The 23,695-nt window shown below is 68.3% G+C and carries 20 protein-coding genes; 14 read left to right on the forward strand and 6 right to left on the reverse strand.

Features of this window, described 5'->3' with window-relative positions:
• Nucleotides 1-65 precede the first annotated feature (65 nt).
• Nucleotides 66-653 carry a hypothetical protein gene (locus HY049_15975; protein ID MBI3450399.1) on the forward strand — a complete coding sequence of 196 codons (588 nt, stop codon included), beginning with the start codon at nucleotides 66-68 and terminating at the stop codon, nucleotides 651-653.
• A gap of 334 nt (nucleotides 654-987) precedes the next feature.
• Here the strand turns inward: HY049_15975 and HY049_15980 are convergent, their stop codons facing one another.
• Together HY049_15980 and HY049_15985 are read right to left on the reverse strand one after the other, a co-directional pair.
• Entirely contained in the window at nucleotides 988-2,604 is a 1,617-nt protein-coding gene (locus HY049_15980; protein ID MBI3450400.1) for a hypothetical protein, read from the reverse strand.
• 144 nt (nucleotides 2,605-2,748) lie between these two features.
• Nucleotides 2,749-4,596, reverse strand: a complete 1,848-nt coding sequence (locus HY049_15985; protein MBI3450401.1) for a hypothetical protein — start codon at nucleotides 4,594-4,596, stop codon at nucleotides 2,749-2,751.
• A 315-nt stretch (nucleotides 4,597-4,911) separates the two neighbouring features.
• On the opposite strand from HY049_15985, the gene HY049_15990 reads away from it, so the two are divergent.
• A complete protein-coding gene (locus HY049_15990) occupies nucleotides 4,912-5,073 on the forward strand; it encodes a BolA family transcriptional regulator (protein ID MBI3450402.1) in 162 nt (53 codons plus the stop codon).
• Nucleotides 5,074-5,091: 18 nt separating this feature from the next.
• Complete coding sequence (gene grxD, locus HY049_15995) at nucleotides 5,092-5,418, forward strand: Grx4 family monothiol glutaredoxin (protein ID MBI3450403.1); 327 nt, start codon at nucleotides 5,092-5,094, stop codon at nucleotides 5,416-5,418.
• 11 nt (nucleotides 5,419-5,429) lie between these two features.
• Here the strand turns inward: grxD and HY049_16000 are convergent, their stop codons facing one another.
• On the reverse strand, nucleotides 5,430-5,729 hold the full coding sequence (locus HY049_16000; GenBank protein MBI3450404.1) for a hypothetical protein: 300 nt from the start codon (nucleotides 5,727-5,729) through the stop codon (nucleotides 5,430-5,432).
• 603 nt (nucleotides 5,730-6,332) lie between these two features.
• Here HY049_16000 and HY049_16005 point away from each other — a divergent pair.
• The 7 genes from HY049_16005 to HY049_16035 all read left to right on the forward strand — a co-directional run bounded on the left by HY049_16005 (nucleotide 6,333) and on the right by HY049_16035 (nucleotide 15,367).
• Nucleotides 6,333-6,776: a hypothetical protein gene (locus HY049_16005; GenBank protein MBI3450405.1), complete on the forward strand. Its 444-nt coding sequence runs from the start codon at nucleotides 6,333-6,335 to the stop codon at nucleotides 6,774-6,776.
• 291 nt (nucleotides 6,777-7,067) lie between these two features.
• Complete coding sequence (locus tag HY049_16010) at nucleotides 7,068-7,667, forward strand: RedB protein (protein MBI3450406.1); 600 nt, start codon at nucleotides 7,068-7,070, stop codon at nucleotides 7,665-7,667.
• Nucleotides 7,664-9,550: a hypothetical protein gene (locus HY049_16015; GenBank protein ID MBI3450407.1), complete on the forward strand. Its 1,887-nt coding sequence runs from the start codon at nucleotides 7,664-7,666 to the stop codon at nucleotides 9,548-9,550. Before HY049_16010 ends, HY049_16015 begins: the two co-directional genes overlap by 4 nt.
• On the forward strand, nucleotides 9,547-10,767 hold the full coding sequence (locus tag HY049_16020) for an HDOD domain-containing protein (protein ID MBI3450408.1): 1,221 nt from the start codon (nucleotides 9,547-9,549) through the stop codon (nucleotides 10,765-10,767). Before HY049_16015 ends, HY049_16020 begins: the two co-directional genes overlap by 4 nt.
• A 20-nt stretch (nucleotides 10,768-10,787) precedes the next feature.
• Entirely contained in the window at nucleotides 10,788-11,984 is a 1,197-nt protein-coding gene (locus HY049_16025) for a response regulator (GenBank protein ID MBI3450409.1), read from the forward strand.
• Nucleotides 11,985-12,098: 114 nt separating this feature from the next.
• Nucleotides 12,099-13,238 carry an FIST C-terminal domain-containing protein gene (locus HY049_16030; GenBank protein MBI3450410.1) on the forward strand — a complete coding sequence of 380 codons (1,140 nt, stop codon included), beginning with the start codon at nucleotides 12,099-12,101 and terminating at the stop codon, nucleotides 13,236-13,238.
• A gap of 8 nt (nucleotides 13,239-13,246) precedes the next feature.
• The gene (locus tag HY049_16035) at nucleotides 13,247-15,367 is read left to right on the forward strand and encodes a PAS domain-containing protein (GenBank protein ID MBI3450411.1); all 2,121 of its coding nucleotides are present in this window, start codon (nucleotides 13,247-13,249) and stop codon (nucleotides 15,365-15,367) included.
• A gap of 26 nt (nucleotides 15,368-15,393) precedes the next feature.
• Here the strand turns inward: HY049_16035 and HY049_16040 are convergent, their stop codons facing one another.
• Together HY049_16040 and HY049_16045 are read right to left on the reverse strand one after the other, a co-directional pair.
• Nucleotides 15,394-16,809, reverse strand: a complete 1,416-nt coding sequence (locus HY049_16040) for a DEAD/DEAH box helicase (protein ID MBI3450412.1) — start codon at nucleotides 16,807-16,809, stop codon at nucleotides 15,394-15,396.
• 27 nt (nucleotides 16,810-16,836) lie between these two features.
• Entirely contained in the window at nucleotides 16,837-17,601 is a 765-nt protein-coding gene (locus HY049_16045; GenBank protein ID MBI3450413.1) for a carboxypeptidase regulatory-like domain-containing protein, read from the reverse strand.
• 64 nt (nucleotides 17,602-17,665) lie between these two features.
• Here HY049_16045 and HY049_16050 point away from each other — a divergent pair, with 64 nt between their 5' ends.
• From HY049_16050 to HY049_16065, 4 genes are all read left to right on the forward strand, one after another.
• Nucleotides 17,666-18,688 carry a zinc-dependent alcohol dehydrogenase gene (locus tag HY049_16050; GenBank protein ID MBI3450414.1) on the forward strand — a complete coding sequence of 341 codons (1,023 nt, stop codon included), beginning with the start codon at nucleotides 17,666-17,668 and terminating at the stop codon, nucleotides 18,686-18,688.
• A gap of 75 nt (nucleotides 18,689-18,763) precedes the next feature.
• On the forward strand, nucleotides 18,764-19,378 hold the full coding sequence (locus tag HY049_16055; GenBank protein ID MBI3450415.1) for a sigma-70 family RNA polymerase sigma factor: 615 nt from the start codon (nucleotides 18,764-18,766) through the stop codon (nucleotides 19,376-19,378).
• Nucleotides 19,375-20,403: a FecR domain-containing protein gene (locus tag HY049_16060; protein MBI3450416.1), complete on the forward strand. Its 1,029-nt coding sequence runs from the start codon at nucleotides 19,375-19,377 to the stop codon at nucleotides 20,401-20,403. Before HY049_16055 ends, HY049_16060 begins: the two co-directional genes overlap by 4 nt.
• Nucleotides 20,404-20,425: 22 nt before the next feature.
• Nucleotides 20,426-21,001 (forward strand): hypothetical protein, encoded by a 576-nt coding sequence (locus HY049_16065; GenBank protein ID MBI3450417.1) that lies wholly within the window; start codon nucleotides 20,426-20,428, stop codon nucleotides 20,999-21,001.
• Between the two features lie 21 nt (nucleotides 21,002-21,022).
• Here the strand turns inward: HY049_16065 and HY049_16070 are convergent.
• Nucleotides 21,023-23,695, reverse strand: a 2,673-nt coding sequence (locus HY049_16070) for a serine/threonine-protein kinase (protein ID MBI3450418.1), incomplete at its 5' end; no start/stop codon positions are given.

The raw sequence follows: 23,695 nt of genomic DNA on the forward strand, positions 1-23,695 counted from the left end.
AGACGACGTGCGGTGTGGGGGCGTGCAGTTCAAGTGGCTCTCGCACCTGCCAGGGTGGCCAGCTCGTGGATAGCTGTGTCGCGGGGACACCGGTGCCCGAGACGTGCGACGGCATCGACAACAACTGCGACGGGACCGTCGACGACGGCATCGCGGCGGTGGCAACGACGTGCGGGGTCGGTGCGTGCAGCTCCAGTGGCTCTCGCACCTGCCAGGGTGGCCAGCTCGTGGATAGCTGCGTCGCCGGAACACCCGTGCCCGAGACATGCGACGGCATCGACAACAACTGTGACGGCTCGATCGACGACGGCATCGCGGCAGTGGCGACGACGTGCGGCGTCGGTGCGTGCGCTTCAAGTGGCTCTCGAACCTGCCAGGGCGGCCAGCTCGTGGACAGCTGCGTCGCGGGGACACCGGCGCCCGAGATCTGCAACGGCGTCGATGACGACTGCAACGGCGAGGTGGACGAGAGCGACCCGGGCGGAGGCCAGAGCTGCTCCACGGGATTGCCGGGAGTCTGCTCGGAGGGGACCACGACCTGCCAGAGTGGCTCGCTGATCTGTGTCGCGAACACCCAGGCCTCGGCCGAGATCTGCGATGGCCTCGACAACAACTGCGACGGCGTCGTGGACGAGGGGTGTCCGGGGGAGTGATCGGGGAGACCGGGGCTGAGGTTCTAGCGAGTCGTTTCGTGCCCACGGCACTCGACCATCGGCAGCCGCGGGTACCGCGCGAACGACGCGTCCGAGATCGAGCGGTTGCAGAGCACGAACGCCGATCCGCCGCGCGTGCCGACGCTCCGTGAGTGAGGGCAGTCGGCGCACACACCGATCTCGCGGGGCGGTGCGGGCGGCGTCGATCCGGTGGAGCGCATGGCCGAGTCTAGCGGAATCGTTCGTCCGCGCGGTAGGAAGAAAAACCCCCGGCCGGCGCCGCGTCGGTGACGCCGGTCGGGGGTTCTTTCGGTCTGAGGCTCTTCAGCCGGCGCTAGGGCTTGCCGTGCCCGTTGCCGTTTCCATTCCCCTTGCCGGGCTTGCCGCCGCAGGAGCTGGTGGAGTCGAAGAGCGGTCCCTGGTCGATGCAGTTCCTGCCGCGCCCCTGATCGTGCGGGACGCAGATCGCCACCTGCCCGGTGCACTGTCCACCCTGGCCATCGGCGGCGGTGAAGTTCACGTGGTAGACGCGGCCGTCGAGCGTGCCCGACCGCTCGGCGCGGAGCGACGCGGCGGCGCTCCCGACACCCCCGCCGTCGGGACAGGTATTGCCGTCGCCGATCGAGTTCAGCGGCTCGTCCTGGCTGATCGACGTCACGGTGATCGAGATCGGATCGCCGTCCGGATCGGTCACGCCATTGACCTTGACCGGGTGGAACTTGTGGTTCGGCGGCCAGAGGCTCTTCACGCTCGGCGACGCGCCGGAGCAATCCGGCGGCGCGTTCGGCGGGACGCAGTCGGGATCGTTGAGATCGACGAGGCCGTCCCCATCGTTGTCGACGCCGTCCGAGCAGGTCGGATCCCCCGGCGGCCCCTCCATGCCCGGAGGAGGAGGCGGCGGGAAGCTCGGCGGCACGCCGGGGAGGTAGGCGTAGATGTACGCCGTGACCGCCACCGTCGCGCCGGGGGCGATCGTCAGCGCGTTCGCCGGCTTGTCGCCCCACCAGTAGGCCACGCCCGTGTCGTCGACGGAGATGAGGCACGTGCTGATGTCGACGCCGAGGGACGGGACGTCGAAGGCGCTGATCGCCGGGATGGTGCCGCCGAACTTGCCGGCGAGCCCCGAGGAGTCAGGCCACGAGACGTACGAAAGGCGGGTCGGGGGGGTCGGCATGAGCGTCGCCGGCCCCGTCACGCTCCCCTGCACCGCGAAGAAGGGGAAGGGGGTGTTCCCGACGCCGAAGCACGCGGCGGGGTCGTTGTCGTCGGCGATCTCGAAGCTGGTGAACCCCGGGTTGAAGAAGGTCGCGTCGGTGGGAAGAGGCGGACCGTCGGGCCCTTTCATCTTGAAGGACGGGCCGTCGTCGTCCGCGCCGATCTGCATGTCCCACAGGTAGCGGACGCCGACCGACACGGGAGCGCCGCCGTTGTTCGTGATCTCGGTCTTCAAACTGACGGCGGACTCGTTGAACGTCGCGCCGACCGCCGAGAGGGTCTGGCGGATGATCAGGTTGTCCGGCGCGATCGCGACGCCGCCCGGCCGGTAGACCGTCGAGAAGCCGGACGGGCTGTTCGGGTTGCCGACCGGAATCGCCTCCTCGCCCCCGGCGACGAACGCCTCGAGGGGCAGAGTGAGCGGCGCCAGGCCGCCGAGGGTCAGTCCGTTGCGCTGGACGTAGTCGGTGCCTGAGCTGTACGACCGGATCGTCGTGAACGAGGTGCCCGGCACTCCGCCCCCGAACAGGATGTTCTGCGATCCGAGCGGGCCCACGATGGGATGCATGGGTCCGGTTGTGATGGTGTAGACACCCACTCCGACTCCGGCGGGTGTGTTCTCGATAGCGACTCGGTAGAAATTGTTGCCTCCGGTCGTCGCGAGACTGAAAGACGCCGCCCCGAACAGGACGGCCGCCGTCGCGACGGCCATGCGGCCGCCCACGCCCTTCATCATGTGACGTACCCCCCCTTGGGTCGGGATGGTGGGAAGAGCCCACTCCCGGCCCAGTTTCACTCCATAGGTACGCCACTATGGGAGGAGCGTCAAGGCGACATCGGGCGGCTTTCCAGATGTCGCCGACGATGAAGGAAAGCCGAACTAACGATCCCGGCCGTGATTTCCGTGGGTTCCGTGAGACTTCCCAACGCATGGGCCGGTGGAGTCGTAGAGGGGACCCTGGTCGACGCAGCCTCGGCCGCCGTCGCGGCCGCGATCGTGCGGCACGCACACGGTCACTTCTCCGGTGCACCCGCCCCCCGCTCCGTCCTCGGCGTTGAAGCGGATGTGATACACGCGCCCGTCCCCCTCGCCGCTCCGCTCCGCGCGGAGCGACGGGGCGTGACCCGGACCTGCCGCCCCGGTGAGGGCGTCAGGGCAGGAGCTCCCATCGCCGACGGGACACATCGGCTCGTCCTGCCGGATCGAGGTCACCGTGATCGAGATCGGGTCGCCGTCCGCGTCGGTGACGCCGAGGATCTTCACCGTGCGGAGCTTGTGGTTCGGCGGCCAGAGGAGCGGCTCGCTCGACGTCGCCGTCTCGCAGACCGGCGCGTGGTTGGTCGAGACGCAATCCGGGTCGTTCGCATCGATCAGACCGTCGCCGTCGTTGTCGAGGCCATCCGAGCACGTCGGATCCCCCGGCGGCCCTTCCTGCGTGGTGCTCTGCGAGACGCAGTCGGAGTCGGCCAGGTCCACGTGGCCATCGTGATCGTTGTCGACGCCGTCCGAGCAGGTGGGATCCCCCGGCGGGCCCTCGACGGTCGGCGGGGGAGGCGGCGGGGGCACGCACCCCGGGTCGTTGAGGTCGATGAGCCCGTCACGGTCGTTGTCCACGCCGTCCGAGCAGGTCGGATCCCCCGCCGGGCCTTCCGTTCCCGGAGGCGGAGGGGGAGGCGGGAAGCTCGGCGGCGCGCCCGGAAGGTAGGCGTACACGTAGGCGGTCACCGCCACCGTGGCCCCGGGGGCGATCGTCAGCGCGTTCCCCGCCGTGTCGCCCCACCAGGAGGCCACGCCGGTGTCGTCGATGGAGGTCAGGCAGGTGCTCACGTCCATGCCGAGGGAGGGGACGTCGAAGGCGCTGATCGCCGGCACGACGCCGCCGAACTTTCCGGGAAGCCCCGACGAGTCGGGCCAGGAGACATACGAGATGCGCGTGGGAGGCGTGGGCTTGAGCGCCGCGGGGGCGCTCACGCTTCCCCGCACGGCGAAGAACGGAAAGGGGGAGTTGCCGATCCCGAAGCACATGTCCGGGTCGTTGTCGTCGGTGATCTCGAAGCTTCCGAAGTTCGGGTCGAAGAACGTCATGTCGGTCGCCGCCGTCGGGCCATCCGGCCCCTTCGGGCGAAACGACGGGCCGTCGTCGTTCGGGCCGACTTGCAGGTCCCACAGATAGCGCACGCCGATCGACACCGGCGAGCTCCCGGCGTTCGTGATCTCCGTCTTCAGCATGATCGCCGCGTCGTCGAAGGTCGTGCCGACGGCGGCCGCGGTCTGCTTGATGACGAGATTGTCCGGCGCGGGGGCGAAGTCTCCGGGCCTGTAGATCGTCGAGAATCCCGAGGGGTTCAGCGGGTTGCCGACGGGGATCGCCTCCTCGCCCGCGGCGACGAACTTCTCGAGCCGCATCGTGGGCGGTGCGCCCCCGCCGAGGGTGAGCCAGTTGCGCTGCGCGTAGTCGGTTCCCGAGGTGTACGACCGGATGGTGGTGTAGGAAGTTCCGGGAAACCCGCCGCCCACCAGGATCGACTGCGCCCCGAGCGCGCCGGCGACCGGGTGCATGGCGCCCGTGCCGAAGGTGTAGACGCCGAGTCCGACGCCGGCGGGCGCGTTCTCGACCGCGACCTGGTAGTAGCTGTTGCCGGCGGCCGAGGCGGCGTGAGCCGATGCCGCGCCGAGGATGCCCATGAACGCCGCGACGATGAGGCGGCCCGTTGTCTGGTGACCCATGAGTTTGATTCCCTCCGGGTCGAGCCGTCCGGATGACTTCTCAGCGTGCTCGACCCCAGGTGATAGGTGGGTCTCGCCGAAGATCCCGTCAAACCGACAATCCGGACGGGAGGCCGACGCGGGCGAAAGTGGGCCTCAGGGCGATTAACACGCTTTCACGGCGGCGCGGCCCGCCGGCGGCCGCGCGAGGGGCGCGGGGGCGAAGTGCTATGCTCCCGGCTCCCAGGCTGCGGAGGATTCCCATTGATCGGGCCCCAGGACATCCACGATCGCATCGCCTCGGCGCTCCCCGGCGCCGAGGTCACGGTGCGCGACATGACCGGCACCTCGGATCACTACGAGATCACCGTCGTGTCGGCGACGTTCATGGGGCTGAGCCTGGTGGATCGGCACCGGATGGTGCACGCGCCGCTGCGAGACGTTCTCGGCGGGGCGCTGCACGCCATCTCACTCAAGACGCTCGCACCGGGCGAGTAGCGCCCACGGGAGATAGACATGGCACGCATGGCGATGGACGAAGTCAGGAAAGAGATCGAGGAAAACAACGTGGTGATCTACATGAAGGGGTCGAAGGAGTCCCCGAAGTGCGGCTTTTCCGCCGCGGCCGTCCAGGTGCTCCAGTCGTACGGCGTCTCCATCAAGGACGTCGACATCCTCGCCGACCCCGAGAAGATGCAGGCCGTCAAGCAGTTCACGAACTGGCCGACCATGCCGCAGATCTTCCTGGGCGGAAAGTTCGTCGGGGGCTGCGACATCATCAAGGAGATGCACGCGAAGGGAGAGATCGCGCTGCTTCTTCAAAAGGCCGGGGCGACGAAGTAGCTCGATCGGTCCTAGCGGGCCATGCGCCGAGCCGCCGAGATCGCCGCCCGCAGGCCCTTCCGGACCCGGATCTTCTTCACCTGCGCCCTCTGGCGCGGCTTCAGGCCGCGCATCGTGCCCATGTAGACGCCCTGGAGCTTCAGCGCTTTCCGCCTGGATTCCGTCAGCCGGAGCGGCGGGCGTGACCTGGGAGCGATCGCCCGGCCGTCGATCTTGATCGCCAGGCCGAGATTGAGAAATGCGTTCCCGAGCGTTCGCATCGTGTCGCTGAGGCTGCGAAGCTCCCGGGTCGCCGTCGTGGAATGAATCATCGATCCTCCAATGCGGGGACTTGGAATGGGAAACCCTCCTCATAAACAGTCATCGTACCACACTCGAACGCGAGGATTGAGCTCGCCGCCAGATAGTGTCCCAAACTCAGAATCACCATTGCGATGCGTGAGGACTCGTCGAGTGGGCAGGATCGAAGCTGCCGCGCGCGGCAATCGAGTCACCCGCGCCGCGAACCATCGTGCGGCGCGCAGACCAATATAGCAAATCATCGGCGGAGAAAGAATACGGCTAAAGGATTCGGTGGCCTCGCCGACTCAGGACGTGGCGGTGGCCGGATGACTCTTCGCAATCGTGACGCGCTTCAGGCGCCGGGTCAAGAGCTTGATGAAAGGCGGACGATGAGCTCGAGAGAATGTCCGGAATCGACAGCTGGCCTTCTCGCGGCACGAGCGAAGAAGCCCGGCGGCCTCATGTTCAATGCCGCAGTTTCGGTCGGACTCGTCCTCTGGGTTTCCCTCATAGGGATCGGCGTGAAGATGATTGCCGATCACAGGACCGAGCTCGGGGGGCGAGAGGTCGCGCCGGGTCGATGGCCAGACACGTCGCGGCTCTCGCGGGCGCGCGGGCGCTGCACGCTCTTGATGTTCATCAGACCCGATGACCCGTCATCGCGCGCGAGCCTGTCGGAGCTCAGCGTCATCATGGGCGCGGCTCACGCGATGGCTTCGGCCATCGTCGTCTTCCAGCCTCCGATCCGTGTCGACGAGAGTGTGGCGCAAACCGACACGTGGAAGCTCGCCGGAAACATTCCCGGGGTCATCCGATTTGTCGATCCCGACGGGGCCGAAGCTGCACAGTTCGGCACCGGGATCTCCGGCCGCGTCGTTCTCTACGACGCGGCCGGGGGTCTCCAATTTTCAGGCGGTGTCACCAACCCGACCACCAACCGCGGTGACGAGATCGGGCGGAAGACCGTCCTGGCTCTCATCGAGAGTCGGTCGGTCGAAGGGCGGAAGTCCGGCGCCCCCGAAGGCTCGTCGCCAGGTCCCGGTCGAGAGACGAGCGGGGCGGGGGGCGAGCGGTGATGGCGCGGGTCTCGGGGCGATTCCCGCACGCCTCCGGGCGACACCGTTTCGCCTGAACCCGGCACACAGCGGCTTGTTCCATCGAGCGCTCAAGATTTCACCGGCACCGCCGAATCACCAATCCATGAGGGAGAGACCGCGTCCGTCAGGTCGGAATCGCCCCGTTGCCGGCCCATATGGGTCCTTCGACAGGCGCGGGCGATGACTCTCGACGAGCAGTCAGCGCCCACGGTGCTTACGCGTTCGCCTCGAATCCCCCAGCGTAGACCCTTCATCGCTCGGCTCGGCGCGGTGGGGGGCATCACCCTGTGGGCCGGAGTCCTGTGCATCGGAGTCAAGCTGACTTACGACTACAGCACCGCCCCCGGACCCCAGGGGACCAACCCCGGGCATTGGCCGGCGGCGTCCAGGCTCTCGCCGACGCCGGGACTCAGCACGCTCGTGATGTTCGTGCACCCGAAGTGCCCGTGCACCCGCGCGAGTCTCTCCGAGCTCAACATCATCATGAATTCCGCCCATCCACCGGTCGCGGCGACCGTGGTCTTCCTGCGTCCGGAGGGCGTGGACGATGGATGGGAGCGGACGGATACGTGGGAGTTCACGGGAACGATCCCCGGGGCCGCGCGATACATCGACGCCGACGGCGTCGAAGCCGCGCGGTTCGGCGCCGAGACGTCCGGGCAGGTCGTCCTGTACGACTCGAAGGGAGATCTCGCTTTCACCGGTGGAATCACGGACTCGCGAGGGCACGCCGGGAACAATGTGGGGCGCCAGACCGTGCTCGCGCTCCTGGACGGACGGACCTCGGGGGAGCAGCGGCACGCGGTGTTCGGGTGCTCGCTGCGGACCCCTGATCGCGAGCGGCAGGTCGCCGGGAGTGGGAGACCATGACACGAGAGCAGCTTCGAGAAACCGTGTTCCGGAAGAACCTCGAGTCGGTGTACGTCAAGACCGATCAGTTGTTCTTCTGGCTGTTCCTCGCGCAATGGGCTCTCGCGATCGCCCTCGCGCTCATCATCTCGCCCCTCGGCTGGGCCGGGAAGGCCCATTCGGTCCACATTCATGTCCAGATCGCGGTGTTTCTGGGAGGCGTGATCAACGCGCTCCCCCTGATCCTGATCCGACTTCGTCCGGGCTGGTGGCTCACGCGCCACTCCGTCGCGGTGACGCAGATGCTGTGGGCGGCCATCCTCATCCACCTCACGGGCGGGCGCATCGAGACCCATTTCCACATCTTCGGGTCCCTCGCGTTCATCGCCTTCTATCGCGATTGGCGAGTTCTTCCCACCGCCACGGTCGTCGTCGCCGCGGACCATCTGGCGCGCGGGTTCTTCTGGCCCGAGTCGGTCTACGGCATTTCCAACCCCGAGTGGTGGCGCTTTCTGGAGCACGCGGGTTGGGTGGTCTTCGAGGACATCGTCCTCGTCCTGGGATGCCACAGGTCCATTCTCGAGATGACCGTCGTGGCGGATCGAGAGGCCGCGCTCGAGCTGACGAACGAGGACATCGAGAAACAAGTCAAGGCCCGGACGGGAGAGCTGAATGAGAACGTGAAGCGGTACCGATCCCTGGTCGAGAACACGAACGCAGTCCCATGGGAGCTGGACCTGGCGAGCGGCGAAGTCACGTACATCGCGCCCCAGGCTGCTCGGTTCCTCAAGTGTGACGACCTCACGGAGATTCGCACGAACTTTCTCGATCGGTTCGTGCACGATGCGGATCGGGCGCGTGTCTGGGAGCGCCTTCGCCTGGTCCCGTTGACGCCCGCCTTCAGCGAAACGGGCGACCAATTCGACTACCGCTTGATGACGGCGGAGGGCGGTGTCCTGGAGGTGCGCACGATCCTCAGCCCATGCCAGCCGGGTGAGCCGCTGCACGCGATCACGCTCGACATGACGCAGCAGAAGAAGCTCGAGTCGGATCTTCATCAGGCGCAGAAGCTCGAATCCGTAGGCCGCCTTGCGGCGGGCGTCGCGCACGAGATCAACACCCCGATTCAATTCGTCAACGACAGCATCCACTTCCTGCGCGAGGCCACGACGGATCTGATGGGGCTCGTCGAGAAGTTCCAGGTCGTCCGGAACACGGTTCTCGACGGAGCTCCGTCGATGGACGCCGCCAACGCCGCCTCCGAGGCGGAGGCGTCGGCGGATCTCCCTTATCTCGTCGAGAACCTCCCGAAGGCCTTCGATCGCTCGCTCGACGGGCTCGACCGAGTGGCCACGATCGTCCGTTCGATGAAGGAGTTCGCGCACCCGGACGCCAAGGAGATGACCACCGCCGACCTGAACCGGGCGATCCAGAGCACGCTGACGATCGCGCGCAACGAGTACAAGTACGTGGCGGACCTCGAGACCGATCTGGGAGATCTTCCACCGGTCGTCTGCCTGCTGGGCGACATCAACCAGACGGTTCTCAACCTGATCGTCAACGCCGCCCACGCGATAGCCGGCGTCGTGAAGGGGACGGAGAACAAGGGACGCATCGTCGTTCGAACGCGCCGAGAGGGTGATTCCGTCGAGATCTCGATCAGCGACACCGGCGGCGGGATCCCCGAGGAGATTCGCGGCCAGATCTTCGACCCATTCTTCACGACCAAGGAAGTCGGCAAGGGCACGGGACAAGGACTCGCGATCGCGCGCTCCGTGATCGTCGAGAAACACGGCGGGGAAATCACTTTCGCGACGGAGGTCGGGAAGGGCACGACGTTCTTCATTCGTCTGCCCGTCGGGAGCGCCACCCCCGCTGACGTGGCGGCGGGAGTCGCCGCATGAGCCAGAGGCGGATACTCTTCGTAGACGACGAGTCGGCCGTCCTCGATGGGTTGAGGAACCTTCTTCGGAAGGACCGGAGCCGCTGGGACATGGTGTTCGCCTGCGGCGGATCGGAGGCGCTGGCCGAGCTGCGGAAGGCGGAGTTCGACATCGTCGTCTCGGACATGCGCATGCCGGGGATGGATGGAGCCGAGCTCCTGACGAAGGTCAAGGCCGAGCACCCGGGCGCCGCGAGGATCGTCCTGTCGGGTCACGCCGAGCGTGAGGCGATTCTGCGGGCCCTCCCCGTCGCGCATCAGTTCCTGAGCAAGCCATGCGATGTCCAGGTCCTGCGGTCCGCGATCGAGAGGACATGCGATCTCCATCGCCTGATTCAGGACGAAAAGATTCGGGCCGTCGTCGGAAATGTCGAGAGACTTCCATCGGTGTCCCGCACGTATCGGGATCTCGCCGACGTGGCCGCGAACCCCGCAGCGGGCATCGCCGACGTCGCGGAAATCGTGCAGAGGGACCCGGCCATCAGCGTCAAGGTGCTGCAGATGGTGAACTCGGCCTACTTCGGCGTCGCGCAGTCGGTCACGTCCATACGCCAGGCGTGCAACTACCTCGGCCTCGAGCTGCTGAAGGGAATCGCCCTCACGACGCAGATCTTCTCGGTCATGGAGGCCAAGCCGGTCGAGGGGTTCTCGTTGGAGCGATTACAAACCTACTCGCTCCAGACGGCGCGGCTCGCGAAGAGGTTTCTTGCCGACTCGAAGCTCGCGGAAGAGGCTTTCACGGCAGCTCTCGTCCATGACATCGGCCGAATCATCATCGCGCTCGGGTTGCCGGGGGAGTTCGCGTCGATAGCCCGGGAGGTGCGCACGAGCGGTCGCCCGTTTCATCTGGTGGAGGAGGCGACCCTGGGAGTCACGCACGCCGAAGTGGGCGCGTACCTTCTCGGCGTCTGGGGCCTCCCGTTCTCGATCGTCGAGTGCGTCGCATACCATCATCGCCCGGGAGCGCTCGGCGAAGGGCCGTGCGGCGTGCTGGCGGCGGTGCACGCGGCCGATGCGCTCGTGGACACGACGTGCACTGGAGAGACGCTCGCACCGATCGAAGAGAGGCTCGACGTCGCGTTTCTCGATCGGGCCGGGTACGCCTCGAACCTGGCGACGTGGCGCGCGCTGGCCGCGGAGGAGATCCTGAAGACACCCCAGGTCGCAGGAGTGGCCTGACATCGCGAGGAACCCAACGCATGGATCAGAAGAGCCGGATTCGAATTCTCTGTGTCGACGACGAACAGGCCGTCCTGGATGGCCTGTCCCTCAACCTTCATCGTCGCTACGAGGTCGTCACGGCCACGAGCGGAGCGGCGGGACTCGAGATCCTGCAGCGCGATCCGTCGATTGCCGTCGTCACCTCCGACATGCGCATGCCCGGGATGGATGGAGCTGCGTTTCTCAGTCGGGCGCGAGCCGTGCTCCCGAACGCCGTGCGCGTGCTCCTGACAGGGCAGGCGGACATGAGCTCGGCCATCACGGCCGTGAACGAAGGGCAGATTTTCCGATTCCTCACGAAGCCCTGCCAGCCGAACGTCCTCGTCGCGACCGTCGACGCGGCGGCGGAGCAGCACCGGTTAATCAACGCCGAGCGCGTCCTTCTCGAGCAGACGCTTCACGGGAGCGTGAAGGCGCTGACGGATCTGTTGGCGATCGTGCATCCGGCTTCTTTCGGTCGGGCCGGGAGGGCGAAGCAGCGCGTGAGCACGATGGCGGATCATCTCGGTATCCAGGAGAACCGTTGGGAGCTCGAGGTCAGCGCCATGCTCTCGCAGATCGGGTGCATCATGCTCCCCCAGGAGGTGGTGGACAAGCTCTACCAGGGGCTCGTCCTCTCCGAGCGCGAGCACGAGATGGTCGAAAGGATTCCACAGGCGGCCGAGAAGATCGTTGCGGGCATCCCGCGGATGGAAGGGGTGCGGGCGATTCTCCGCTACCAGGATCGTCGCTTCAGCGGTGTCGGCTATTCGAAGGACGAGCCGCACCGGGAGCAGCTTCCGCTCGGATCGCGCCTGCTCAAGATCGCCCTCGACTACGACGCCCTCGAGGCGCGAGGGATTCCCCAGGAAGTCGCCTTCGATACGCTTCGCGGGCGGGAAGGTTGGTACGATCCTTCCTTGCTGGACGCCTTCGCGAAGTCTCACGGAAACGCGGGGAAGAATCTGGACGTCCGCGAGATCAAGCTCGCCGCGCTCTCTCCGGGAATGGTTCTGGCCGAGGACATCAGGACGCAGGCCGGCGGCCTTCTCGTGGCGCGCGGCCACGAGATCACCGAGGGCCTTATCGAACGGATCCGGAATTTCGGCTCGGCGCAGGGAGTGTGCGAGCCGATTCGGGTCATTCTTGCGAAATCGGTCCGAGCCCAGTCGGAGCCCCTGGTTGCCGTCTCGTGACGATTTCATCGTGCCGCATCCAGCGAGGGTTCGGTGGAGCTTCCGCCGGCGAGAGGAGTAGACTCTCGGAAGATGCGCGCGGCCGGTCGCGGTTCGACGGTGGAGGTGGACAAGTTGAAGCTCGAACAGTCGCGATGGATTGACGGGGACGGCTGGGACTCGGAGCTCGGCGAGATTCTCGGTGATTCCGCTCAACTCGTTCTGCTCTTCGGGAGCCGTGCGGCTCTCGCCGGAGACGGCCGCATGGAGCAGATTCGCGAGAGCTACCCGCGCGCCCACCTCCTCGGCTGCTCCACCGCCGGCGAGATCCGTGGGACGCAGGTTTCCGACGACTCGCTGGTCGCGACGGCGGTCGCCTTCGAGAGGACGCGACTCGCGGGGTCGCGAGTCGCCATCGAGGATGCGAGCGACAGCCGGCGCGCGGGCGAGACGCTCGGCAGAGCGCTGGATCCCGACGGGCTCGTGCACGTTTTCGTGCTGTCCGACGGCGTCCGTGTCAACGGCAGCGAGCTCGTGCGCGGACTCACCGAGACACTTCCGGCGGGAGTGACGATCACGGGCGGCCTCTCGGGGGACGGCTCGCGATTCGAGCGCACTCTCGTCGTCTGGGATGGGCCGGCTGCGCCCAACACCATTGCCGCACTGGGATTCTATGGCGACAGCATCAGGGTCGGGTTCGCCTCCCTCGGCGGTTGGGATTCCTTCGGCCCGGAGCGGCGTGTGACTCGGTCGAGCGGCAACGTGCTGTTCGAGCTGGACGGCCGATCCGCGCTGGAGCTCTACAAGAAATACCTCGGCGAGCACGCGAGCGGGTTGCCGGCGACCGGCCTCCTGTTTCCACTGAGCGTCCGGACGGCAGCGGGGGACCCAGGAGTCGTGCGGACGATTCTCTCGGTGAGCGAATCCGAGCAGAGCCTGACATTTGCCGGGGACGTTCCGGAAGGATCTTTCGCCCGGCTGATGAAGGCCAACTTCGATCGGCTCGTCGACGGGGCCATGGGCGCCGCGCGCAACTGCCTGGGTACGGACGGCCCCCGGCCTGTCGATCTCGCCATTCTCATCAGCTGCGTCGGCCGGAAGCTCATCCTGAAGCAGCGGGTCGAGGAGGAGGTCGAGGGAGTTCGGGAGGTGCTGGGTGCGAGCACCGTTCTCACCGGCTTCTACTCCTACGGCGAGATTTCACCGTTCACACCGAACGCCCGTTGCGAGTTGCACAACCAGACGATGACCATCACCACGCTGTCGGAATCGTGAGTCGCGGCATGCACAGCCTCCTGAGGCGCCAGCTCAAGCGCTTCTTCGGGGCCGAGGGCCCTGTCCCGCCGGCTCTCGTGAATTTCGTGAGCGCCGTCGATGACGCGTACCGAGCCTTCGACGACGATCGCTTGATGGTCGAACGGTCGCTGGATCTCTCTTCGACCGAGCTCCTGCAGGCCAACTCGGAAATGAGCGCCATATTCAGCGCGTTTCCCGATCTGTTCTTCAGGCTCGATCGCGATGGACGAATCGTCGAGGTGAGAGGCGTCGGCGCAGATCTCTGTCTTGAGCCGCGGGATTTCGTGGGTCGACGATTCCAGGACGTTCCGCTCCCCGCGGTGGCCCGGCAGCTCGAGAGCGCGGTCACGCAGGTCCGTCGGACCGAGTCGCTCGTCGGCATCGAATACCCAATGACCGTTCGAGGTCGTGAGGACTTCTTCGAAGCGAGGCTCATGCCGCTCCTCGACGGGCACATCGGCGCCCTCGTTCGCAACATCACCGAACGCGTACGTGTCGAGCGGGAGCTGGCGGAGCAGAAGGCGTTTCTCAGGCAGGTGATCGACCTTGCCCCCAGCTTCATATTCGCCAAGGACCGCCAGGGGCGATTCACGCTGGTGAACAGGGCCGTGGCGGAGGCGTACGGCACGACCACCGACGAGCTTCTGGGCAAGACGGACGCCGACTTCAACGCCAACCCCGAGGAGGTCGAGCACTTCCGCCGCGACGATCTGGAGGTGATGGACACCGGAAATGAAAAGACGATTCTCGAGGAGGAAATCACCGACGCGGCTGGGAAGACCCGGCTGCTGCAGACAGTCAAGCGTCCGATGGTGTCCTCGGACGGGCGGATCGACCAGGTGCTCGGTGTGGCGACGGACATCACCGCACGCAAGAAGCTCGAGGAGCAGCTCCTCCAGTCCCAGAAGATGGAGGCGATCGGCGTGCTGGCCGGGGGCGTGGCCCACGACTTCAACAACCTGCTGAACGTCATCACCGGGTACACGGACATGGCCGAGCGCGCCCTCGAAACGGGGCATGCGGCGCGGGAACATCTCGAGCGCGTGACGGCGGCGGCTCTGCGGGCGGCCGACTTGACGCGGAAGCTCCTGGCCGTGTCGCGGCGCCAGGTTCTACAGGTCAAGTCGTTCGATCTCGGGACGGTCGTCGGCGACTTCTCGAGAATGCTCAGCCGAATCGTCGGGGAGGACGTCGAGGTGGAGCTTCACCACGTTGGGGGTTCACTCACCGTCCGCGCGGACCCGGGCCAGCTCGAGCAGGTTCTGCTCAATCTTTGCACGAACGCGCGTCAGGCGATGCTGACCGGGGGCCGGCTCACCGTGACGACACGTGCCGTCTCCCTGAGTGAGAGAGACGTCGCCGGGCACGAGTGGGCGAAACCGGGAGACTACGCGGCGCTCGAGGTCACGGACTCCGGAGCCGGCATGGACGAACAGACCATGGAGCGGATCTTCGAGCCCTTCTACACGACCAAAGCGGAAGGATCCGGCCTGGGGCTCGCGACGGTGTACGGCATCGTCCGGCAGCACGACGGTTTTCTCCGCGTCGAGAGCGAGCCGGGCCGCGGGACGACGTTTCACGTTTTCCTCCCGCTCGAGTGCGCTGCGCGGATCGACGCCGAGACGATCCGTCCTGCGGCCGTCGCCCGCCCGGCCGGGGGCGGCGAGACCATTCTGGTTGCTGAAGACGAACCGATGCTGAGAGATCTGCTGCGCGCGGTGTTCGAAAAACTGGGGTATGACGTCGTCACCGCGGAGAACGGTCTCGAGGCGGTGAATGCCTTCAAGGCCCGCGAGGGCCGCGTCGATCTCGTCGTCATCGACGCGGTCATGCCGCGCATGTCCGGTCCGGACGCGCTTCGTGAGATGCGTGCGTGTCGTCCGGGTCTCAGAGGCGTCATCGTGAGCGGTTACGCACCGGAATCGGAGGCCCTGACCGAGCTTCTCGCCGCCGGCGTCGCCTTCGTCGCGAAGCCGTTTCTCGCCGACGAACTCGCTAGAACCGTCCGCGAGCTGCTCGACGCTCAGCGCGCGGTGAGCGCCCCCTCCCCGGAGAAATGTCGTGCGGCGAGAGAGCGCGGAGCGTGCGGCGCGATAACCGTGGAGTGAACGGGCGGCACGCTTGAGACTCCCCCCTACCTCCCGCGGCGCCTCGCCGAGGCGGAGGAGCCGCCGGTCCCCTGCGGGAGGGAGTACTTCTCGAGGATCGCCTGCATCCTCCCGGCGCGGTCGAACCCCTTCGACGGGCGGCTCGATCCCCCCGATCCGGACGACCCGTGCGAGCGCCCCCCCGACGACTTCGCGCGCGCGGACCCGGATCCGCCGCCGCCCGTGGGGCGCGGCCCTTTCGATCCCCGCGCGCCCTTCTGGGCCCGGTGCGCGGCGATCCGATCGCGCACGGGGATCTCGAGACGCTCGCCGGACTTCACGGAGTAGTCGAACTCGGGGACGGTCACGCGCGGCAGGCTCTTGCCGAGCACGCGCTCGATCTGCCTCAGGTCGGCCTCCTCGTCGGGGGCCACGAAGGTGAAGGCGTCGCCCGTCGCCTCGGCGCGGGCCGTCCGGCCGACGCGGTGCACGTACGAGTCCGGATCGGCGGGGACGTCGAAGTTGATGACGTGGCCGAGCTCCTCGACGTCGATGCCGCGCGCGACGATGTCGGTCGCGACGAGGATCCGGTGCTTCCCGGCCTTGAAGCCGGCGAGGGCCGCGGTGCGCTGGGACTGGCTCCGGTTCCCGTGGATCCTCCCCGTGGAGACCCCCTGCTTCTCGAGGAAATCGGCGAGCCGGTTCGCGCGGTGCTTCGTGCGCGTGAAGACGATGGCGTCCTCGATGATGTCGCGTTTCAGGAGATCGACCAGGAGCGCCGCTTTCCGCTCGCGCGGCACCAGGTAGACGGCCTGCGTGATCCCGACGGCGGGGGCCGCGACCCTCGCGAGGTTCACCGTGACCGGGTTGTGGAGCATCTCGCGCGACAGCTCGACGATCTTCTGCGGCAGGGTCGCGCTGAAGAAGAGGGTCTGTCGCTTCGCCGGGATCACCCTCAGTATTCTGCGGACGTCCGGGAGGAAGCCCATGTCGAGCATCCGGTCGGCCTCGTCGAGGACCAGGATCTCGAGGCCGTCGAGCCGCGCGTAGGGGCGGCCGAGGTGATCGAGCAGGCGCCCGGGGGTCGCGACGATGACGTCGGTGCCGCTCCTGAAGGCGTGCTCCTGGGGCCCCATGCCGACGCCGCCGAAGACGCTCGCCCCCGTGACGGGGGTGTGGACGGCCAGCTCCTCCAGGTGGGCGTGGATCTGCGCCGCCAGCTCGCGCGTCGGCGTGAGGATCAGCGCGCGCGTCACGCGGCGCGGCTTCTTCATCAGGTGGTGGAGGATGGGCAGGACGAATGCGGCCGTCTTCCCGCTGCCCGTGGTGGCGCAGGCGAGGATGTCGCGGTGCAGCATCGCGGGGGGGATCGCCTGTTCCTGGATCGGCGTCGGCCTCGTGAATCCGAGGTCCTTGATCCCGCGCAGGAGATCCGGGTGAAGCTCAGAGCTGGAGAACGGCATGCAATCGTCCTTTCTGGAGGCCGGGCGTCAACCTTCCTTCTCGAACACCTCGGGAGGGATCGGCGACGTCGGCACGAGGAAATCCTCGGGATTCATGGGCTGTCCGAGCGGAAACGGGAGGAGAGTCAGTCGCAGCGTCACGTCGTGGCCGGACTCGAGGAGAATCGGGCCCAGGCTCCACGTGACGTGCCCGAGAGCGCGCGCGGTGATCTGGAAGTATCCCCCCCGCACGTGGACGAGGCGCAGGCGCCCTTCGGCGTCGGTCCGGGCGCGCAGAAGCGGCGCCTCGATCCCTATCGGTCGCAACGAGACCCAGGCCTCGGAGATGGGCTTCCCCTCGGTGGTCGCGAGCGAGCCCGCGATGTCGATCGATTCGGGAGGCTTGCCGTCCTCGGGTGGGGGAAGCGCGGGGACGTGCGGCGGAGGCGAGCCGGCCGGCTCTGTCACGAAGTCGACGAGATTCCGGAAGAGCGGGCGCACGTTGACGCGCTCCTTCCGGAGCACGGTCCCTGAGGGGTCCATGACGAGGATCGCGTACGAGCCCGTCTTCAAGCTCTTCAGCGCGTACCGGCCGTCCTCCGCCGTGCTGGTGCCGTAGACCTCTCCGCCGGCCTCGGGGACGAGCGCGACGGAGGCGCCGGGCACGAACTTCCGCGCCGCGGACAGCACGGTCCCGCTGACCTGGCCCGACGTGTCGGGGGCCTTCGTTTCTTCAGTGGCGCCGGCGGCGCCGGGGGCGACCGCGATCAGCCCGGCCGCGACGGCGGCGAAGGTCATGTGGGTGATTTTCACGCGCCCATTGTAGTCGCGGGCCGGGGTCGTTGCTCCTTCCGTCCGTCGCGGATAGATTCGGCGCGTGAGAGCCGCGCTGCTGACCACCCTCGGCCGTCCCCTGGAGCTCGCCGAAGTTTCGCCCCCGAAGCCCGCCTCCGACGAGATTCTCGTCGAGGTCGAGGCGTGCGGTGTCTGCCACTCCGACCTCCACCTCGCGGCGGGTGACTGGCCCGACTGCGCGGCGCGCATGGCCTTCCCCGCGACGCTCGGCCACGAGGCGGTGGGGCGCGTCGTCGAGAGGGGATCGCGCGCGGCCGACATCGCCATCGGCACGCGGGTCGGCGTCGGATGGCTCCGCTCCGTGTGCGGAAGGTGCGAGCACTGCCTCGCGGGGGCCGAGAACGTGTGCCTCGCGCGCACCGTCACCGGCATCGAGGGGCCGGGGGGGTTCGCCGCGCTGATCCCCGTGCTGGCGTCACAGGCCGTCGCGATCCCGGAGGGGCTCCCGTCGCACGAGGCGGCTCCGCTCTTCTGCGCCGGGCTCACCGTGTACCACGCGGCGCGCCTCGCCGGAATCTCCGCCGGCCAGCGCGTCGCGGTCTTCGGTGTGGGGGGCCTCGGCCATCTCGCGATCCAGATCGCGCGCGTGGCGGGGGCCGACGTCGTCGCCGTCGACGTCCATCCCTCGAAGCTCGATCTGGCGAGGAAGGTGGGCGCCTCGGCCGCCCTCGACGCCCGCGACGCGGCGTCGGTCGAGGCGCTGAAGGCAGCAGGGGGCCCGCACGTCGCCCTCGTCACCGCCCCGTCGGCCGAGGCGTACCGCCTCGCGACGCGCGTCCTGCGCCGCCGGGGGACGCTCGCGGTCGTGGGCCTCCCGAAGGAGGACCTGACATTCTTCGCCGACGACCTCGCGGTGGGGGAGTTCCGCATCGTCGGCTCCGCCGTCGGCACCCGGCAGGAGACGCGCGAGCTTCTGGCGCTCGCCGCGTCGGGGAGGATCCGATGTGAGACGGAGGTCCTGCCGCTCGACGGAGTGAACGACGTTTTCGACAGGATGCGGCGCGGGGAGATCGCGGGGCGCGCGGTGCTCCGAATGGGGCGTTGACCCCCCTCGAGCCGCGCGGTCGCGAGAGAAATACCGAAGAAAGAGCCGGCCGTCCCCGTCCCACGCATGATGACGATGGCGACGGCCGTGCCGCGGATCGACCGGCGGGAGATGGAGAGAAGCCGCACCGACGAGGACCTCATCGAGGCTTGCCGCCGGGGCGATCGGGGGGCGTTCCGCCGGCTCTTCGAGGCCCACAAGGATCGTGTCTACTCGGTCGCCCTCCACTTCGCCGGCGGCAACGCCGCGCTCGCGGCCGACGTGACGCAGCAGGTCTTCGTGAGGCTCTTCGAGCGGATCGGCCAGTACCGCGGCGAGGCGGAGTTCTCCACCTGGCTCTACCGGATCACGGCGCACGCGTGCCTGGACGCATGGCGCCGCGAGCGACGGACGGTCGCGCTGGAGGCGGCGTCAGGGGGCGCCGGGGAGATCGATCCCGGGACGCCAGAATCGGAGCTGGTGCGCGCGGAGACCGAGCGCGTCGTCCAGCGCGCCGTCGCGTCGCTGCGACCGAAGATCCGGCTCGCGATTCTGCTCCGCTACTTCCTGGGATTGACGTACGAGGAGATGGCGGCGGCGCTCGACTGCTCGAAGGGGACGGTCGCGTCCCGCGTGAGCGCGGGCCATGCCATCCTCGGGCGCCGGCTCGCGTCGTTGCGGCCGCCGCCGGGGCGGGGGGAGAGGAGATGAAGGGGCCGGATGACGTCGGCCGCGATCTCGCGGCGCTGCGGACGGTGAAGGCGCCCGACGCGATCTGGGATCGGATCGAGCGGGATCTCGACGCGCCCGTTCGGGGGGGGCGCCGGCACGCGCCGGCGCGATCCACGTTCAGATGGACCGCCGCAGCCGCCGCCATGGTCGTGCTCGTGGCCGCGACCGCCGTCATCCTCCAGCCGGCGCGGCGGAGCTGGCCGGTCGTCGCGCTCGAAGGGTCTCCTCGCGTGGGTCAGGTGCGCCTCGGGGGATCGGGCCGGCTCGGCGTGGGCGAGTGGATCGAGACGGATGCGACCTCCCGGGCCCGCCTGGAGGTGGCCGGCCTCGGCCGCGTCGACGTGGGTCCCGACTCACGCGTCCGCCTGATGCGATCGAGCATCGCGGGACAGCAGCTCGCCCTCGCGCGCGGCGTCCTGGACGCGGCGCTCTCGGCGCCGCCGCGCCTCTTCCTCATCGAGACGCCGTCGGCGATCGCGGCCGACCTCGGCTGCGCGTACCGGCTCGAGGTCGACGACGCGGGGCGCGGCGTCGCGCGCGTCACGACGGGATGGATCTCGCTGGCCGGCGGCGGGAGGGAGTCGATCGTTCCGGCGGGGGCGAGCTGTGAGCTGCGACCGGGCGAAGGGCCCGGCATCCCGATCTTCTCGGACGCGCCGGCCGGCGTGCGCGATGCGATGGCCGCCCTCGATTCCAGTCCTGGGGCGCTCGGGCAACTGCTGTCGGACGCGAGAGTCCGCGACTCGTTGACCCTCTGGCACGTGATGGTGCGGGCGACGCCTGACACCAGGGTGCGCGTCTTCGACCGCCTCGCGTCGCTGGCGCCTCCTCCGGCGGGGGTCGCCCGCGACGCCGTGCTGCGCCTCGAGAGAGACGCGCTGCGCCGGTGGCGCCTCGAGCTCCAGCGGGAGTGGCTCCGGGGCCAGCCCCAGCCGTCCCTCCCCGAGGCCTGGCGGCAGTACTGGGGATACCTGATGGCCGGAGTTTCCTGGGATGGGACGTGATGTCGACGAAGGAGGTGTTTCGATGAGAACTCGATTCGTGTTCGCGGCATGGGCCGTCGCCCTCGGCACGACCCTCGCGCTCGCGTGGCCCGGGCTCGCCTCGGGGCTTCCCGTCGGCAGCAACGGGCCGGCCTTCGATCCCGTGCACGTCGCGGGGCCCGACACGGGGTCGCGTGTCTGCCCGATGTGCAAGTACGGGCAGCTCAGCGGCGTCTTGATCTGGGTGAACTCGGATGATCTCGGCGCCATCGCGCCGATCGCTTCGCGCCTCGAGCGCGCGATCGCGGAGCGCGGCGGCGCGCGCGTGCGGGCGTTCGTGATCTCGATGAACCCGGCCGCGCGGCCGGCCGCCGAGATCGAGTCGCGCCTCGCGGCGTTCGCGAAGGGCGCGGCGCTCGATCAGGTCGCGGTCGCCTACGTGCCGGGGCCGGCCGACGAGAGGACGAGCGGGCGGTGGCAGATCAACCCGGACCCGCGGGTCGTCAACACCGTCTTCGTCTACAGGAGGCGCGTGGTGGTCGACAAGTTCGTGAACCTGGGCTCCGACGCCGCGAGCCTCGATCGCCTCGTGGCGGCCCTCGAGAAAGCGGCGGGATGAGGCCGCCGGGCCACCCCGCGCCTACCTCGGCTTGAGCTCCGAGTCCCAGTTCAAAACCACGGTGATCGTGGAGGGCTTGAGATCGGTCGCCGACGCGTTCACGAGAAACTTCTGTCCGTCCGCCGTCACGCCGTACTGCGTTCGGCTGTTCCCGAAGCCCACGTTCGGGAGGGGGAGCGTGAAGAGCCTCCGGGGGATCCCCGCCGTGAATCCTGAGCTCGTGTCCACGCTGACGGCCATGAGGCCCAGGTCGGGCTCGGCGTAGTAGATCTCTTTCCCGTCGGCGCGCCAGCTCGACCAGCTCCCACCCGCGTTGGAGATCTGCCACTTCCCTCCGGAGGGGGGAAGCGTCTGGACAAAAACCTCCGGGTGGCCCGAGTCGATCGACGTGTAGGAGACGAACTTCGCGTCGGGGGAGAACTGTCCCTGGACCTCCGTCGAAGGGGAGGTGAGAAAGGGTCTCGACTTGCGATCTCCACCCACGTCCACGATCCAGAGGTCCGAGTCGGTGTTGGGGTCCGTGCGCTCGTAGAGGATCAGCCTGCCGTCCCGCGACCAGTCGTCCGCAAACACGCCCGTCTCCGTGGGGACGAGGAGCTGCTCCTCGCCCGCGCCGCTGGCCAGCCTCCAGTACATGTCCCAGTGTCCCGAGCGGTTGGATGAGTAGGCGACGCGATCCGCTCGCGGGGACAGAACCGGAGAAATGTCCGCCGCCGGATTGAACGTCAGCCGCGTGAAGACCCCCCGCGCCATCTCCAGCAGCCAGATGTCGCTCGTGGCTCCCGTGGATTCCGTCCGCGTCACCGCCACGCGCGCGCCGTCGAGCGCGAGGCTTGGATCGTCGTAGAACCCGATGGGGCCTACGTCTCCGAGCTTCATGCCCGTCCGGTCGAACCACTGGATCTGCCGTTGGGCGCCGGCCCCCACCTGGTAGGCGAGAACACCCTGGGCGCCGACCGAGAAGGCGCCGTACCCCGTGGGCCCCTCCTCCCCGTAGGCGATCGCCTCGGAGGCCAGCACACGTGGCTCGCCGGTGACCTGGCGGCGATCGGCGTCGAACGGCTGCGCGATGAGCGCGCGCTCCCGGATGTAGAAGAGATAGCCGGGGGAAACGTATTGGACGCTCGAGACGCCGCGCAGCAGCTCGACGGGTTCGCCTCCATCCAGCGAGCCCACCAGGATCCTCCCGTTCTCGCGCTGGCTGCCGCGCGACAGGAAGAGGAAGTGCTTCCCGTCGGGAAGAATCTGGGGCCATCGATGGCTGTTCTCACCGCTCGCCCCGCCGAGTCTCGTCACCGGCGTCGGGGCTCCGCCGTTCTCCGACACGACGACGATCGGGCTCGTGGTGCTCTGCGCAAGAAGGATCCTGCCGTCACGAGTCCACGAAGCGCCCCGCCCTTCGGTGACGTCGCAGACCGCCTGGACCGACCCCGTTCCGACGTCGGCCCACCTCAGCTTCCCGGCCGCGAAGAATCCCAGTCGCCGGCCGTCGGGTGACCAGAAGGGGAGCGTCGCCCCCTCGGTCTCGGCGAGCGGCTTCGGCTCGACGGCATCGAGCGGGCGGAGCCACAACGACGCGCGGCCACCTGCGATGGCGGTGAGCGCGAGGAGGCGCCCGTCGGGGGAGAGGGCGAATCCGGAGCCGAGGACCCGTTTCTCCGGCGCCGTCACGCTGAACCTGTAGACGGGAAGGGGCTCGGCTGTCCGTCGCCACGTCGCAATGGCGAAGGGAAGCACGCCCGCCAGTGCGACGACCGCGACCGCCGCGACGGCCCAGCTCGTGCGCGCGCTCTTCTTTCGCTGCGCGACGACGGGGGCGGGGACACCGGCCTGCGATCCCGCGTTCGCGATCCACGCCAGCTCGCGCTTGAGATCTCCCGCGCTCTGCCACCGATCGTCGGGATCCTTCGCGAGGCACTGCCTCACGACGCGCTCGAAGGCGGGCGGCGCCATCGGCGCGGCGATCGAGAGAGGCGGCGGGTCCGTCGTCATGATCGCCGAGATGAGGAGCGCCTGGCTCCTCGCGTCGAAGGCGCGCTTGCCCGTCACCATCTCGTAGAGGACGGCGCCGAAGGCGAAGATGTCGCTCCGCGCGTCGGCCTCCTTCCCCTCGAGCTGCTCCGGGGCCATGTACTGGAAGGTGCCCAGGATCGTCCCCTCGGCCGTGAGGGGGTGGGACATCGTGGGTGAGAGAGATTGGCTTCCGGGAGCGCCTCCGAGGCCGACTGTGCGCGCGAGGCCGAAGTCGAGGAGCTTCGCCCCCGGCTTCGTGATCATGATGTTCCCTGGCTTGAGGTCGCGGTGGACGATGCCGCTCCGATGGGCCCGGTCGAGGGCGTCGGCGACTTGCGTCGCGTAGCGGAGCACCTCTTCCGTCGGAAGCGCCCCCTTCGCGAGGCGCGCGGCGAGGGTCTCCCCCTCGATCAGCTCCATCACGAGGTAGGCCGTGCCGTCCTCGACGCCAACGTCGTACAGCGTGCAGATGTTCGGGTGGTTGAGGCTCGAGACCGCGCGGGCCTCGCGCTCGAACCGTTCCTTCATCTCCGGATTCTTCGAGACGTTCCCGGGCAGGACCTTGATGGCGACGGACCGATCGAGGCGCGTGTCCTTCGCCCGGTAGACCTCGCCCATCCCCCCGGCGCCAAGGGGCGAATCGATCTCGTAGGGACCCAGGCGTGAGCCCGGTGCGATGGC

The sequence above is a fragment of the Acidobacteriota bacterium genome, from assembly GCA_016195325.1.
In the GTDB taxonomy this organism is placed as follows: Bacteria; Acidobacteriota; Polarisedimenticolia; order JACPZX01; family JACPZX01; genus JACPZX01.